At 66.4% G+C, this 14499-nt stretch carries 13 protein-coding genes, 1 tRNA gene and 1 pseudogene; 5 read left to right on the top strand and 10 right to left on the bottom strand.

The features are described 5' to 3' along the window. Positions 1–49: 49 nt before the first annotated feature. The 6 genes and pseudogenes from L2D01_08245 to L2D01_08220 all read right to left on the bottom strand — a co-directional run bounded on the left by L2D01_08245 (position 50) and on the right by L2D01_08220 (position 4959). Positions 50–901: an MBL fold metallo-hydrolase gene (locus L2D01_08245; GenBank protein ID WBQ08890.1), complete on the bottom strand. Its 852-nt coding sequence runs from the start codon at positions 899–901 to the stop codon at positions 50–52. Continuing rightward, positions 901–1683 (bottom strand): TatD family hydrolase, encoded by a 783-nt coding sequence (locus L2D01_08240; protein ID WBQ08889.1) that lies wholly within the window; start codon positions 1681–1683, stop codon positions 901–903. The genes L2D01_08245 and L2D01_08240 overlap by 1 nt, the downstream gene beginning before the upstream one ends. Before the next feature lie 7 nt (positions 1684–1690). Further along, positions 1691–2719 (bottom strand): DNA polymerase III subunit delta', encoded by a 1029-nt coding sequence (locus L2D01_08235; GenBank protein ID WBQ08888.1) that lies wholly within the window; start codon positions 2717–2719, stop codon positions 1691–1693. Beyond that, complete coding sequence (gene tmk, locus L2D01_08230) at positions 2716–3348, bottom strand: dTMP kinase (GenBank protein WBQ08887.1); 633 nt, start codon at positions 3346–3348, stop codon at positions 2716–2718. Before tmk ends, L2D01_08235 begins: the two co-directional genes overlap by 4 nt. 5 nt (positions 3349–3353) lie before the next feature. Further along, the gene (locus L2D01_08225) at positions 3354–4514 is read right to left on the bottom strand and encodes a D-alanyl-D-alanine carboxypeptidase (protein WBQ08886.1); all 1161 of its coding nucleotides are present in this window, start codon (positions 4512–4514) and stop codon (positions 3354–3356) included. A gap of 166 nt (positions 4515–4680) precedes the next feature. After that, a pseudogene (locus L2D01_08220) lies at positions 4681–4959 on the bottom strand (septal ring lytic transglycosylase RlpA family protein). Positions 4960–5280: 321 nt separating this feature from the next. Between L2D01_08220 and L2D01_08215 the strand changes: the two are divergent. The 4 genes from L2D01_08215 to L2D01_08200 all read left to right on the top strand — a co-directional run bounded on the left by L2D01_08215 (position 5281) and on the right by L2D01_08200 (position 7206). Further along, a tRNA-Ser gene (locus tag L2D01_08215) sits at positions 5281–5370 on the top strand. Positions 5371–5667: 297 nt separating this feature from the next. Beyond that, complete coding sequence (locus L2D01_08210) at positions 5668–5985, top strand: type II toxin-antitoxin system MqsR family toxin (protein WBQ08885.1); 318 nt, start codon at positions 5668–5670, stop codon at positions 5983–5985. Then, the gene (locus L2D01_08205) at positions 5978–6400 is read left to right on the top strand and encodes a type II toxin-antitoxin system MqsA family antitoxin (protein ID WBQ08884.1); all 423 of its coding nucleotides are present in this window, start codon (positions 5978–5980) and stop codon (positions 6398–6400) included. The genes L2D01_08210 and L2D01_08205 overlap by 8 nt, the downstream gene beginning before the upstream one ends. Before the next feature lie 185 nt (positions 6401–6585). After that, a complete protein-coding gene (locus tag L2D01_08200) occupies positions 6586–7206 on the top strand; it encodes an inorganic diphosphatase (protein ID WBQ08883.1) in 621 nt (206 codons plus the stop codon). A gap of 60 nt (positions 7207–7266) precedes the next feature. Here the strand turns inward: L2D01_08200 and pyrC are convergent, their stop codons facing one another. The 4 genes from pyrC to L2D01_08180 form a co-directional block, all read right to left on the bottom strand. Further along, the gene (gene pyrC, locus L2D01_08195; GenBank protein ID WBQ08882.1) at positions 7267–8307 is read right to left on the bottom strand and encodes a dihydroorotase; all 1041 of its coding nucleotides are present in this window, start codon (positions 8305–8307) and stop codon (positions 7267–7269) included. Positions 8308–8581: 274 nt separating this feature from the next. Further along, positions 8582–10429 (bottom strand): hypothetical protein, encoded by a 1848-nt coding sequence (locus tag L2D01_08190; GenBank protein ID WBQ08881.1) that lies wholly within the window; start codon positions 10427–10429, stop codon positions 8582–8584. A 40-nt stretch (positions 10430–10469) separates the two neighbouring features. Continuing rightward, positions 10470–11288 carry a DUF305 domain-containing protein gene (locus L2D01_08185; protein WBQ08880.1) on the bottom strand — a complete coding sequence of 273 codons (819 nt, stop codon included), beginning with the start codon at positions 11286–11288 and terminating at the stop codon, positions 10470–10472. Positions 11289–11371: 83 nt separating this feature from the next. Then, positions 11372–12913, bottom strand: a complete 1542-nt coding sequence (locus L2D01_08180; protein WBQ08879.1) for a tryptophan 7-halogenase — start codon at positions 12911–12913, stop codon at positions 11372–11374. Positions 12914–13082: 169 nt separating this feature from the next. On the opposite strand from L2D01_08180, the gene L2D01_08175 reads away from it, so the two are divergent. Continuing rightward, on the top strand, positions 13083–14498 hold the full coding sequence (locus L2D01_08175; protein WBQ08878.1) for a nodulation protein NfeD: 1416 nt from the start codon (positions 13083–13085) through the stop codon (positions 14496–14498). Position 14499: the final 1 nt, after the last annotated feature.

The following is a 14499-nucleotide window of genomic DNA, read 5'->3' as shown; positions in this document are numbered from 1 at the left end:
CCACAACGCTTGATGCCCTGATTCCGTGCCTTCTGGCGCCGCACGCCGTTCAGGCCGGGCTGACATGGCTCAGGCGTCCGTCCTCCAGAATGATTTCCATCCCGTCATAGGCCGGCCGCACATGGGCCGGCAGACGCGCGCGCAGCGCCTGGTAATCCAGATCAATGTGCAGATTGGTCAGCACGCCAAGCTCCGGCCGGACGGTCTCCAGCCAGTCCAGCGACAGCGCCAGATGGGCGTGGCTGGGATGCGGCTTGTCGCGCAAGGCGTCGACGATCCAGACGACAGAGCCCTTGAGCGCCGCAAACGCCGCCGCATCGAGGCCGCTCACGTCCGGCGTATAGGCAAAGCCCCCGGCCCTGACGCCGCTGCATGGTGCGGGTCCATGCTCCACATCAAACAGTGACAGGGTCAAATCCCCGCCCGGTCCGGTGACGGTGAACGCCTCGCGCCCCGCCACGTCATGCGCTGTCATCAGCGGCGGATAGGACGATCCCTCAGGGGTTTGGAAGATATAGTCAAAGCGCATGGTGATCTCGCGCCGCGTCGCCGGGCTCATGAATGCCGGCAGCCTTGCGCCGCGCCGGTAGACGATGGCGCGCACATCATCGATCCCGTGGGCCTGGTCGGCATGGGCGTGGGTGAACACGACAGCGTCCAGGTCGCCGACGCGGGCCGCCAGCAGCTGGGCGCGCAGATCAGGCGATGTGTCGATCAGCACGCGCGTGACCTCGCCCGACACCAATTCTTCAACGGATTGGGCTGCTTCCAGCAACAAGCTGCAGCGCAGACGCTGGTTTTTCGGCTCCGCCGGATCGCAGTCACCCCAGTCGCCATCAATGCGCGGCACGCCGCCGGACGATCCGCATCCCAGTATCCGCGCGCGCAGCACTCCCGCCATCAGCCCACACGGATCCGGTCAAACAGCGCCAGCGCATTGCGCGTGGTGCGCTGCGCCGTCTCCTCACGGCTCCAGCCATGGAGCGCGCCCAGTGCGTCGGCCACGTGTGGCAGGAAGGCCGGCTCATTGCGCTGGCCGCGTTTGGGGACCGGCGACAGATACGGGCAATCGGTTTCGATGATCACCCGGTCGTCCGGCACCACGTCGCGAAACACCGCCCGCACATCGTCAGCATTCTTGAAGCTGATAATACCCGAGGCGGAGAACCAGACGCCCAGCGCGGCCGCGCGCCGGGCCAGTTCCTCGCCGCCCGTATAGCAATGAAGGAGAGCGCTGAACGCCCCCTGCTCCATCTCCGCCTCCAGAAGATCGGCCATCTGCGTATCGGCCTCGCGGCAATGGAGAATGATCGGCAGGCCCGTGATCCGCGCCGCCTCGATGTGGGCGCGCAGGCTGGCGTACTGATCCTCGGCGGCTGAATAATTGTAATGGAAATCCAGCCCCGTCTCGCCAATCGCCACGACTTTTGGATGGCGCGCGATCTCCGCCAGTTCAGCAGCCGAGATATCGGGCCGGTCCTTGGCGTGATGGGGATGGGCGCCGATCGTGCACCACACATCATCATGCGCGTCAGCAATGGCCGACACGGCGTTGAAATCACTCAGCTTGCAGCAGATCGCGATCATGGGCGACACGCCCGCGTCTCGCGCGCGCTCCAGCACCGCGTCCAGATCGCCGGCATAGTCCGGCCCGTGCAGGTTGACGTGGGTGTCGATGAGCATGGCGTGGTTATCCGCTGGCGGCCGCGGTGCGCACGAGGCTGAGGGCGTAGTGAATGGACTGGCGCGGGTCGAGATAGAGCGTTTCGGTATCGCTGGCCAGCCGGGTAAGTTGATCGCCCGCCTCGATCCAGGCATCCGCCCCGCCCGGCCCCGCCAGCGCCGCGCGGCGCGCCCGGTCGCGCACATAGACGATCAGGAAGTCCATCAGCGTGCGGCGCACCGCCTCGCCGTCCTTGCGGGCGGCGCTGTCGGCGAGCTTGCGCGCGGCGGCCGGATCAATCTCGGGCAGCTGGCCCAGCGCTTTGTCGATGACATCTTTCAGCGCGGCTGCGCCCGACGCGGCCAGCGCCAGCGCCCGGCCCGGCGCGCCATTGGCGAGTGACGCGGCCCGCGCGGCTTCCGCCGGGTCTATGGCATGCATGTCCGTCAGCCATCGCGTGGTGGCGTCCACCGGCGGCGGGCGCAGGGCGAGCGTCCGGCAGCGTGAACGGATGGTCGGCAGAAGACGCCCCGGCGCATTGACGATCAGCAGGAGGAGGCCCCGGCGCGGCGGCTCTTCCAGCGTTTTCAGAAGCGCGTTGGCCGAGTTGGTGTTGAGCTCATCGGCGCTGTCGATGAGGCAGACCCGCCAGCCGCCCTCGCCTGCGCTCTTGGAGAAGAAGTCCGGCGCACGCCTTGTTTCTTCGACCGGAATCTCCGATTTCAGTTTGCCGGTCTTGTCATTGTAGGGGCGGCGGATAAGCAGGAGATCGGAGCTCGACAGCGCCTCGATGCGCCGGCAGGCCGGATGGGCCGGGTCGGCGGACAGAGGCTGCGGCCCCGCCGCCGGCGCGCCCAGCATGCGCCGGGCGAGGCGCCAGGCCAGCGTCGCCTTGCCCACGCCCTTGGGGCCGGTGATCATCCAGGCGTGATGCATGCGCCCGCGCGCCAGCGCGTCCTCCATGGCCGCCGCGGCGGCGTCCTGGCCGAATAGGTCATAGACCGTGCGCGGATGAGGCAGCTCGCCTTCGCGATCGGCTTCCGGCGTCTCGCTCATGGCAGGACGAGCCGCTCGGCGATCACCGCCAGCGCCGCCTGCGCCAATTCCTGCGGGGCGAGGCTGGCGTCCAGTACGGCGCAGCGTTCCGGCTCGGCGGATGCGATGGCCAGGAACGCGTCGCGCAGGCGGGCGTGAAACGCCGCATCCTTCGCCTCAAAGCGCGTCACCGCTTCGCCCCGGGCCGCCGCGCGCGCCAGCCCGGCCTCCGGCGCCAGATCGGCGATCAGGGTCAGGTCGGGTTTGAAATGGCCCAGCGCCGCCGTCTCGATGGCGTCGATGCGCGCGGCGTCGAGGCCGCCCGCCACGCCCTGATAGGCGCGGGTGGAATCGGAAAACCGGTCACAGATCACCCACGCGCCGCGCTCCAAAGCGGGCGCGATCAGGCGGCGCACATGATCCTCGCGCGCGGCGTATAAAAGCAGGGTCTCGCTCACCGGCGACCACCGGCCGGCATCGCCCTCCACCAGAAGCGTGCGCAGCGCCTCGGCATTGGGCGTGCCGCCGGGCTCGCGGGTCAGCACGATCTCCAGCCCGCGTGCGGTCAGCGCCTGGCTCAGGGCGCGCGCCAGCGTGGTCTTGCCCGCGCCCTCGCCGCCTTCCAGCGTGATGAAGCATCCCCGAGGCACGCGGGTCAGCCGCCCCGGATGATGCGCACCAGCCCGTCTCCGGCCCGGCCGAACATTCCCTTGCGCGGCACATCAGCGGCGGCCTCCAGCGGCACGGAGAACACGCGACCGTCCGGGGTGGTGACTTCAAGGCGCGCCACCTCGTCACCCTCGGCAATCGGCGCGCGCAGCGGGCCCTGATAGACGATCTCGGCGCGCACATCGGCCCGGTCGCGGCGGTGAACGCCGAAGCTCAGGCTTTGCGTGGCGCGCAATGTTACATCCGGCGTGCGGCCCATATAGACATCGGCGCGGCCGGCTTCACCGCCCGCTTCGACCAGATTGACCAGCTCGAACTCGGTGAAGGCGGCGCGCATCAGGCGCTCGGCCTCGTCGGCGCGGGCGCGCTCGCTCTCCATGCCGTTGAACACCACGATGCGGCGCTGGCCGTCGCGAACCGCCGACGCGGTCAGGCCAAACCCCGCCTCGTCCGTGCGCCCGGTCTTCAGCCCATCGGCGCCGGTCATGGACCCGATCAGCGGGTTGCGGTTGAACTGGCGGATGCCGTTATAGGTGAACACCGGCTGGGCGTAGAATTCATAATATTGCGGGTAGTCGCGGATGATGATCTGGGCCAGGCGGGCCAGATCCCGGGCCGAAATGCGGTGCTCGGGATGGGGCCAGCCGGTGGAGTTGGCGAAATTGGCCGTGTCCAGACCCAGCTCCCTCGCCCGCTCGGTCATCATCAGGGCGAAATTCTCTTCGGTGCCACCCAGCGCCTCGGCCACCACGATGCAGGCGTCATTGCCCGACTGGACGATGATGCCCTGCAGAAGATCGCGTACCGTGGCGCGCGAGTTGAGCTCGAGGAACATGGTGGACGATCCCGAGGCCGCCCCGCCCCGGCGCCACGCGGTTTCGCTCACCGGCAATTCGTCATCCAGGGTCAGGCGGCCGTCCTCCAGCGCCTCGAACACCATCAGCGCGGTCATCAGTTTCGACATGGACGCCGGCGGCATGGGCGCATCGCCGTTCTTGGAGAACAGGATCGCGCCGGTTTCATAATCGAGGATCACGGCGTGGCTGGCGCGCGTGTCGAAGGCGCTGTCCTGCGCCAAGGCGGGCGCGGCTGCAAACGACCCGAACACGGCGAGGACGAATGCGAATTTCACGATGAATGCGGGCATGGCGCGGCGCGTCTCCGGCGGCTGGAACGAAGCAACAGGCAGACTAACCCCGCCCGCCCCGCGCCGAAAGGCTGCGCGCCAGCTTGGGCTACTGCCGGCTGGCGTGCCGGGTGATTCCGGGCCCGCGCACGATGCGCGACACGGCGGCGCGATCTTCAGGGTCGGCCGGGCCGAGGGCCTCCACCCGCACCTCGGCGACGCCCAGATCGATCATGCCGATGGCCTCGGCGGCGGCCCGGCTGAGATCAATCACCCGTCCGCCGGTGAACGGCCCGCGATCATTGATGCGCACGATGACGCTGTCGCCGGTGTCGAGGCGCGTGACCCGCGCCAGAGACGGCAGGGGCATGGTGGGGTGCGCGGCCGTCATTGCATGCTGATCAAAAATCTCGCCGCTGGCCGTCTGGCGGCCATGGAACGGGTCGCCATACCAGGACGCCACGCCCTCCTCCGCCCCGCGCACAGGCAGGCGTTCGCCGGCGATTTCGACAACGGGGACGTTCGGCGGAGGCGTCCAGGCGCTGCCCGGTGACGCGGACGCGGGCGCCGCCGCCGCGCTGGCGGCCTCATCGCCCTGCGGCGACGCGCAGGCCTGCAGGACCGCAAGGGCGGCGACAAGCGCAGGGATCACGGCGTGTCTGGATCGCAAAGGCAAGGGCGAGCGGCTCCCGCTGGCGGACAGGCGCGACACCCTAGCCGCTGCGCGCACCGGCGCAAGCCCATCGATCTTGCGCACCCCCCGCCCCGCCGCTAAACCGGACCCGCCGGAGGAGTGGCAGAGCGGTTGAATGCGGCGGTCTTGAAAACCGTTGAAGGTTAACGCCTTCCGGGGGTTCGAATCCCTCCTCCTCCGCCAGACACTAAAAGTCATTCAATGAGACAGCGCGCTGAAGGGCAAGAATCCTCAGCTTCTGTTCGGTTCTGCCGATAGCAGATAAAATCCTAAGACAGCCCGACATGCCATGTGTGGCCTCTATGCGGCTTTTGTCGCTTCGTGCCTAAACCTCGCTCCTAAAGTTCTCGTCCCCGATGTCTGGGCCGCCATCGGCGCGGATTCCATATGGCAAGCCACCATACCCGGTCGCGTGTGACCATCGATTGGCTGACGGAATCGGCAGCTTGAAAAAACACCACAGTGGTGTTATCAAGGCCTATGGCTGAGAAGCGAAAGCCGACCTATGACATTGAAGCGGTCAAAGCGATTTTCTCGACGGTCGAGAAGCTCAATGTAACAGGGTCCGCTCTGAGAGGGGCTGCCTCGCTTGGCTTTGGCCGAAGCGAGATTGTTGCAGCCATACAGACAATCGAGCGACGCCATTTTTATAAGTCCATGACGTCCTTTTCTGATCATCGGGTCTGGCAGGACGTCTACCACGTCCCTTCGGAGCAGGGGGTTTTGTATGTCAAATTCACGGCCGATGCCGTGACCGAGTTTTTGCTTCTGTCGTTCAAGGAGAAAGACAATGACTAGCCCCACCTGCCCGCAGACGGGCCAGCCGATGTTCCGTGACGTTCGTCCGATGACCATCGCCTACAAGGGACACGAAGCCACCTTAGACATGCCCGGCTGGTATTGCGATGTGAGCGACGAGAGCATTCACACCGGCGAAGACATGAAGATGTCGGATCGGGCCCTGAACCGGCTTAAGGCGCAAGTCGAGGGCCTGCTTGCGCCAGAAGCGGTGCGACGCATCAGGAAGCGCCTGGATCTCACCCAAAAGGAGGCTGGCCACCTGATCGGTGGCGGGCCAAATGCCTTTCAGAAATACGAGAGCGGAGACGTGGTTGTCAGCCATGGGGTGATGAGCGCCCTGCTGCTGCTCGACAGGGATCCATCCGGGCTCTCTGTCCTAAAACAGCGGGCGCACCGGAAGGAAACTGCATAAGATCCTGTTGTAATTGATTATCCTCAATCGCTGACCAAAACCTTTTGCAGACTCGCTGTCCGCCTGGACGCCCTTTGGCGAGAGAGTTCGTTTGCAAGATTTCTTTCCGCAATAGGCTCCTATGGTCTTATCCGGATAAGGAATACGACTGCGTTTTCTGCAGGCACGCCTCATGGAACCCGCTGATGATCCGCACCCTCACCGTCGCCGCCCTCACCCTCGCCGCCCTCCTCGCAGCCCCCGCGCTCGCCCAGGCCCAGACCACTCACCCGTTCGCCGTCACCCAGCCGGCTGAGGGCGACGAATTCTTTGTGGTGATCGAAATCCCGGCCGGGTCAGCGACCAAGTATGAGATCGATGCGCAGACCGGGCTTGTGTTTGTGGACCGGTTCCTGTCGATGCCGGTGGTGTATCCGGCCAATTACGGATCGATCCCGTCCTCCATGGGCGAGGACGGCGATCCGCTGGATGCGCTGGTGCTGACACGCGAGCCGATTGTGCCGGGCGCGCTGATCCGGGTGCGGGCGATTGGCGCGCTGATCATGCTTGATGATGGCGAGATCGACGACAAGATCATCGCCGTGCCGGCGTCGGACATTGATCCGGCCTATGACGAGATCCGGTCCATTGATGGCCTGCCTGTCATGGAGCGCAGCCGGATCGAGGCGTTTTTCCGGGTCTACAAGCAGCTGCCCGATCCGGCCGATGCCGAGGGCGTGGAGCTGGGCGGTTATCGCAGTGCATCCGACGCGGCGGCGCAAGTGCGCGCCGCGATTGAGGCCGCCAGAGCGGCGCAGGGGCAATAGAGCCTTCCGCGCCTTCCGCAGGTTCGGAGGGAGACGCACCTCCCGGCCCTGCGGGGTCCTTTATCGATCCGTCAGACGCCAGTGCAGGCGTTCGCCCGCGTGGAAGGGGGTGAGCTGCTGGCCGTCGGGATCGATGCGGGACGGGACGTCCAGCCCGGTGCGCTCCAGCGTCACCGAACCGTCATTGAGGGGCAGGCGGTAAAAACGCGGGCCGTGCTCGCCGGCGAAGGCGGACAGATGCTCAAGACAGCCCAGCTCCTCAAAGGTCTCAGCATAGCTTTCCAGCGCCACCGGGGCGGAGAAAATGCCCGCGCAGCCACAGGCGCTCTCCTTGTCGCACCGGGCATGGGGCGCAGAATCGGTGCCGAGGAAGAATTTGGGATGACCGGTGGCGACGATCTCGCGCAGCGCCTCCTTGTGCTGGCGGCGCTTGGCCACCGGCAGGCAGTAGAGATGGGGCCGGATGCCGCCGGCCAGCATGTCGTTGCGGTCGATGCGCAAATGGTGGGCGGTGATGGTGGCGGCGATGTTCTCGCCACCGGCCCGCACGAATTGCACCGAGTCTGAGGTGGTGATGTGCTCCAGCACGACCCTGAGACCGGGAAACCGGTCCATGGTGGGGCCGAGAATGCGCTCCAGAAAGACTCGCTCCCGGTCGAAAATATCGATGTCGGCGGTGGTCACCTCGCCATGAATGAGCAGCGGCATGCCGATGTCGGCCATGACAGCCAGCACCGCGTCAATCTTGCGAATATCGGTGACGCCCGACTGCGAATTGGTGGTCGCCCCGGCCGGATACAGCTTGCACGCGGTCAGGATGCCGGCCTCGAAGCCGCGGGCAATCTCCTGCGGATCGATGGTGTCGGTGAGATAGGCCGTCATCAACGGCTCGAAATCACTGTCCGGGCCCACCGCCTCGCGGATGCGCTGGCGATAGGCGTCGGCGGCAGCCGCAGTCGTGACCGGCGGCACGAGATTGGGCATGACGATGGCGCGGCGGAACTGGCGCGCGGTGTAGGGCGCCACCAGCTTGAGCATCTCCCCGTCGCGCAGATGCAGGTGCCAGTCATCTGGCCGTCGTATGGTAAGGGTATCGGCCATGCCAGGCTCCGGAGGATCGTGCGGTTACAGGTTTGGCGAACAAGGTTACAAGCACCGGTGCCTGTCAAGACGCCTGCCGCCCTATACAAATTCCGGTTGCAGAGTTCGCTTAAACGGTCCGCTGCAGGGTCCGCAAGGTCGGCACAGCCCCATTGATCTGCGAAGGCCTGGACGGACGCCTGGCGCCCGCCCGCAAAGGCACGACTGCGGCTTGCAGTGCAGGCCTTTGCGGGATCGGCCGCCGCGTGCCGGCGCGCAGACGGCGTGAGCCGCCCTACCCGGCCCGTGCCTGACGCAGCACTTCGGACAGGGCGGTCAGGCGCGCATGGTCACGCCCTTCAGCGCTTTCAGCCGCGCGGGCGATGTCGCGCGTCAGGCGGTCCATGATCCGGGCGTTGACACGGCCCTGGGCCCACTGGTCCACCGCTTCGCGCGCGCGGCCGGCGATATCCGCATCAAGACCTTCAGATCGCGCCAACTGGTCGAGATAGGACCGGGCCACGTCGGGGTGGTCCTCCCATGTGATGCGGGTCTGTGTCTGGGGATTGACCTGGTCCTCGATCACGCGCTCGGCGGCGGCGATTTCGGACGGGGAGAGATGCTCGCTGGGGGCCAAGCGGAGCACGTCGAGCCCGCGGGCGATCTCGGCCCCATAGATGCGGCCATTATACCAGTAGGCCGACCAGTATCCGGCCACCACCAGGCCTTCGGGATCCACCGGGCCGCGGTCGAAATAGGCGATCTCGAAGGGGTTCTCGGGGTCGGTGAAGTCCATCACCGTGATGCCGCCCTGGTACCAGGACTGGACCATGATATCGCGCCCCGGCACCGGGATGAGCGAGCCGTTATGGGCCACGCAGTTCTCGGTCGCGCCCTGGACGGTGGGCAGTTTGAAGAAGCTCTGGCCGGTCAGTTCGCCGTCTTCGACCGTCGCGATCAGATTGGCGCCCCAGGTGACCGGGTCGTCCGCCTGGCAGCGCGGCGCTGTGCCGCCGCCCCATTCGTCTGTAAATACAACAACATCACCGGTATTGTTAAAGGTCGCCGAGTGCCAGTAGGCCATATCCGGATCAAACAGGTCGGACAGGCGCTGGGGGTTTTCGGGATCAGAGATGTCCAGAAGGATCCCGTTGCCGCTGCAGGCGCCGGCCGCAAGGTTCAGCTCGGGGTAGACCGTGATGTCGTGGCAGTGATTGGTCTGGGCGGTGCGCTGGGTGGCCACGCCGAACCGGCCGCCGCGCCACAGGCCGGCGACCTCGCCGGTGTCGCGATCAGCGAAAATGCGCGGCCGGTTGACGATGGCGGCCTCTTCCGGCGCGCTGAGCTGCACCTTGATCACGTCGATGGAGTAGAGCGCCGTTTCCGGGTTCTCTTCGGGCTGACCGGCCGAGCAGATGTCCAGCTCATCGCCCTCGCGCACGAAGGATGTGCCCGAGTTGTAGATATAGAGCACGTCCGGATCGGACGGATGGGGCAGCAGGGTGTGGGTGTGCGAGCCGCGGCAGGTCTGGACCGCGGCGACCTGGCGCGGGGCGTTGAAGTCGGAAATGTCGAAAATACGGATCCCGCGGAAGCGCTCCGGGTTCACATCGCCCTCGGCGCCGGACGTGCCGCAATCGAGACGGCCGCGGTTTTGCTCCACCGACACAAACAACAGATCGCCATGGACCGACACATCGCCCTGCCCGCCCGGGCAGACGACGGACAAGGCCAGCTCGGGCGCCCCATCGACAGTCGCGTCATAAATGTTGAAGCCGTTGTAATTGCCGACAATCACCCGCCCTCCAGCGAAGGCGAGATCGGTATTGGACAGAGCCAGCGGGGTGAAGGCGGGCGCGGGCGGCTCCTCGCCGCGCTCGCGGGCGGCTGCGGCCGCTTCCATGGCCTCACGAAAGGCGCGCGGATAGAACAGGGCGTCGGGATCGAAAAAGCCCGGCGGCGGGGTGATGGCGTGTTCCAGCTGAAGGTTCCAGGCCGCCTGTTCGGCGTCATGCAGCCCGCCGGCCAGCGCGGTGCGGGCGTCCGGCTCGAAGGCGCGCGGCTGCTGGGCGTGGGCGCTGGCGCCGGTGAACAGGACCGCCATGGCGGCGGCGGAGGAGAGCATGGTGGAACGCAGGGTCATGACAGGGTCGGCTCCAAGGCTGGGAACGGGATTTCAGGGATCAGACGTCGGACAATAGCGACTGCATGCGCAGGATTTCGGCGGACTGGTCAGAGACCACGTGGGACAGAAAGTCGGACAATTGCGGATCCTGAGCGCTGCCCGGCCGGGCGATGAGATCATCGACCATGTCCAGCGCGCCCTGGTGGTGCACGATCATGCCCTCCAGAAACAGGCGGTCAAACTCAGACCCGTATGCGGCGGCGAGCGCGGCCATCTGGTTGGGCGACAGCATGCCCGGCATGAGCGGCGTGTCGCCGGGATCGGGCGCAACGGGCGCGGGGGTCTGGTGGCCGTGATGGGCGTGCTCGCCCGCGCCGCCATGGGCGCCGTGAGCGGGATGTGAGCCGTGTCCGGCATGATCGCTGTGATTGCTGTGGCGGGCCCCGTGACCGTCATGGCCGTGGTGCGCGGCGTGATCGGTGTGATCTTCAAGACCGGCATGCGCCCCATGATGATGGCCATGGGACAGATTCGGATCGTCCGCCGCCTGTCCGCGCTGCTCCAGCCAGGTGCGCATCATCTCCATTTCAGCAGCCTGGTTGGAGGCGATCCGCTCGCCCAGCCGGCGCACGCCGTCATGGGCGCCGCGCGTCTCCAGCAAAGCGACCATCTCCACCGCCTGGGCGTGGTGGACGATCATGTGCTGCATGAAGATGACGTCCGCCTCCACGAAGCTCGACCGGCTGAGCGCCACCGCTTCGTCCGCCGCAATTTCGCGCGAGGGCTGTCCCGGAGCGCCTGGCTGAAAGATCGGGGTCGCTTCACTGGGTGCGCACACAGCTGCAACGCCAGCCAGAAGCAGGAGAAGACGAACCATTTCAGAGGCCTCCCTCGGCATAATCCGGTCAGAGCGTGGGCGCCGCAACGCCTGAGGGCAAGCGCGAATCAGCACCCGTGTCTTCAGGCGATCGGCTTGAGCGCCTCATCGGGCGCCTTGCAGAACCGGTTGATATAGGTGCGGTGGCTGGGCAGGCGGGCGGCGGCGGCGGTGATCGCCGAGCGGACCTGGGCGAGCATGGCCCGGCCATCCACCTGGCGGTGATGGACCAGGGCTTCATAGCGTTCGGGCATGATCCCCTGCCCCATCAGCACGCTGATCCAGTTGGCGTTGAGGAAGAGTTCCAGCCCCGGCGAGACCAGCCGCCCGCAGCGCCGGAACTGCTCAATCCGGTAGGCCAGCGTCTCGGGGATCGCCATCTCGCGGCAATAGCGCCACAGCTCGCCGTCTTCGCGCTGATTGGCGTGGTAATGCAGGATCAGGAAGTCGCGGATCGGCTCCCATTCCTCGCGCACCAGCTTGTTGTACTCCATCTCGCTCCAGGGCTCGGGATCTCGGCCCGGGAACAGGGCCAGGAAGCGCACCACCCCGGTCTGGATGAGGTGCAGGGAGGTAGACTCCAGCGGCTCCATGAAGCCGGCGGACAGGCCGATCGCAACGCAGTTCTTGTTCCAGGCCTTGCGGCGGCGGCCCGTAACGAATTTGAGCAGGCGGGGTTCGGCCAGCAGCGCGCCGTCCAGGTGGCGCACCAGAGTGTCGGTCGCGTCTTGCTCGCTGATAAAGTGGCTGGCGTGGACATAGCCATTGCCGGTGCGGTGCTGGAGCGGGATGCGCCATTGCCAGCCAGCCTGACGCGCCGTGGACCGGGTGTAGGGCGTGAAATCATCCCCTGACGCAGATGGCGCAGCTACGGCGCGATCGCAGGGCAGCCAGTGGGTCCAGTCTTCATAGCCCGTTTTGAGCGCCTCCTCGATCAGGAGACCGCGAAACCCGGTGCAGTCTACGAAGAAGTCGCCGTCCACCGTCCGCCCGTCTGACAGGTCCAGACCCTGAATGCCGCCATCTCCGGGCCGCAACCGCACGTTCGACACCTTGCCTTCAAGACGCGTCACGCCGCGCCCCTCGGCGATGCGGCGCAGATATCGGCCATACAGGCTGGCGTCAAAGTGGAAGGCGTATTCCAGCGTCGACAGGGCGGCGCCCTGGTCGCCAGCCGGATGGGCGAATTTGTTCTCGCGCGCGGCCAGCCAGGCCAGCGAATAATCCTGAAGCGGCGTCTCGTCTCCGTTGGCGCGCGCTTCGAGATAATACTGATACAGCGGCACCCAGTCGAAATTGCGCCCATAGGCGCCGAACGGGTGGAAATAGGCGTGGCCGTCGCGCAGCCAGTTTACAAACTCGATGCCGAGCTTGAACGAGCCCTGGGTCGCCCGCATGAAATCGGCCTCGTCGATGCCGACGAACTGGTTGAAGGAGCGTATGGCCGGGATGGTCGCCTCGCCGACGCCGACAATGCCGATCTCTTCTGACTCCACCAGCACGATCTCGCAATCGCGGTGCAGCGCTGCGGAGGCCGCAGCCGCGGTCATCCAGCCGGCTGAGCCGCCGCCGACAATCACGAGTTTGCGGACGGGCGCGGGCGCGCTTGGACGGGCGTGTGTCATTGCGAAATCTCCCCTGCAGACCGGTCATACGATAGACGCACCGACCGGCGGCGCCAGTGACGCACTGCGAGAAGATTGCGCGCGGCAAGGCTTTCGTTGTTTCTCCATTGGAAAGGCGCGCTCATGCGCTACCCTGTGAGAAACCGGAAAAGCGACGGGAGGCTGCAGGATGTTCGCGTGGAAGCAAGGTGCGCGGGTTTTGTCAGGTCTGGCCATGCTGCTCGGCGCGGTGGTCCTGGCGGGAGGCGCGCTGACCCAGGAGCATGCGGACGGCCCTCTGGTCAAGACGGCGGCGCTGACCGGCGTCATCGGGCCGGCCAATACCGGCTATATCAGCCGCGCGATCAGAACCGCGCAGACCGAGGGCGCGGCTCTTCTGATCATCGAGATGGATACGCCCGGCGGGCTCGACACCGCGATGCGCGACATCAACCGCGCCATCATCGCCTCGGACGTGCCGGTGGCGGTGTTCGTCCACCCGTCGGGCGCGCGGGCCACCAGCGCGGGCGCCTACATCCTTTACGCCAGCCATATCGCCGGCATGGCGCCGGGCACCAGCATCGGCGCCGCCACGCCGGTGCAGATGGGCGGCGGGGAAGACCAGCCGGCCGCGCCGGGCGAGACGCCCGGATCGGGCGAAGACAGCGGTGAGGCTGCCGAGGGGGCGGCCAGCCGGGAGCGATCCGCCCCCTCCAATACGCAGGCCATGCGCAACAAGGTGGTCAATGATTCTGTCGCCTATATCCGCTCGCTCGCCGAAATGCGCGGGCGCAATGCCGACTGGGCCGAAGAGGCGGTGCGCGAGGGCGTCAGCGCGTCCTACTCCGAAGCTCTGGGCTTGGGCGTGGTGGAGATCGTCGCCGCCAGCCTCGAGGATTTCGCCGCGCAAGCCGATGGCCGCGAGGTGACGATGCGCGGCGGTGAGACCCTGGTGCTGGCGCTGGACGGCGCGCGCTTCGAGGCCGTCGACAAGACGGTTTCCGAAAACATTCTGGCGGTGATCACCGATCCCAACATCGCCTTCCTTCTGCTCAATCTCGGCTTTATCGGCCTTCTGGTGTCGTTCTATAACGGGCTCGAACCCGTGACCGCGATTGCGGGCGTGATCTTCATCATCGTCGGCTTCTACGCCCTCAACACCCTGCCGGTGAATTATGCCGGGGCGGCGCTGATCATACTGGGGCTGATCCTGCTGGTGGCCGAGGCCTTCCTCGCCTCCTCGGGCCTGCTGGCGCTCGGCGGGCTGGCCGCCTTCGCCATCGGCTCGCTCATGCTGATGGATACCGAGGTGGATGGCCTGCGCATCGACTGGCGCCTCATCGCCGTGACCACGGTCGCGCTGGCCGGCGCCACATTCCTGCTGGTCAGCTATGGCCTTGCGGCCCAGGCGCGCAAGGTGACCACAGGCGAAAAAGGCCTGATCGGCATGACCGGTCAGGTGATTTCATGGGAGGGCGCGGCCGGCTACGTCATGGTCGACGGCGAACGCTGGCGCGCCGTGTCACAGGACGCCCTCAAGGCGGGCGACGCGATCAAGGTGGTCAGCCTTGACGGGCTCACTTTGAAAGTCAGGCTGATCAAGTAAG

The organism is Hyphomonadaceae bacterium ML37 (genome assembly GCA_027627685.1).
Taxonomy (GTDB): domain Bacteria; phylum Pseudomonadota; class Alphaproteobacteria; order Caulobacterales; family Maricaulaceae; genus Oceanicaulis.
The sequence above is the reverse complement of the archived record's forward strand: the minus strand, read 5'-3'. Positions and strand labels throughout refer to the sequence as shown.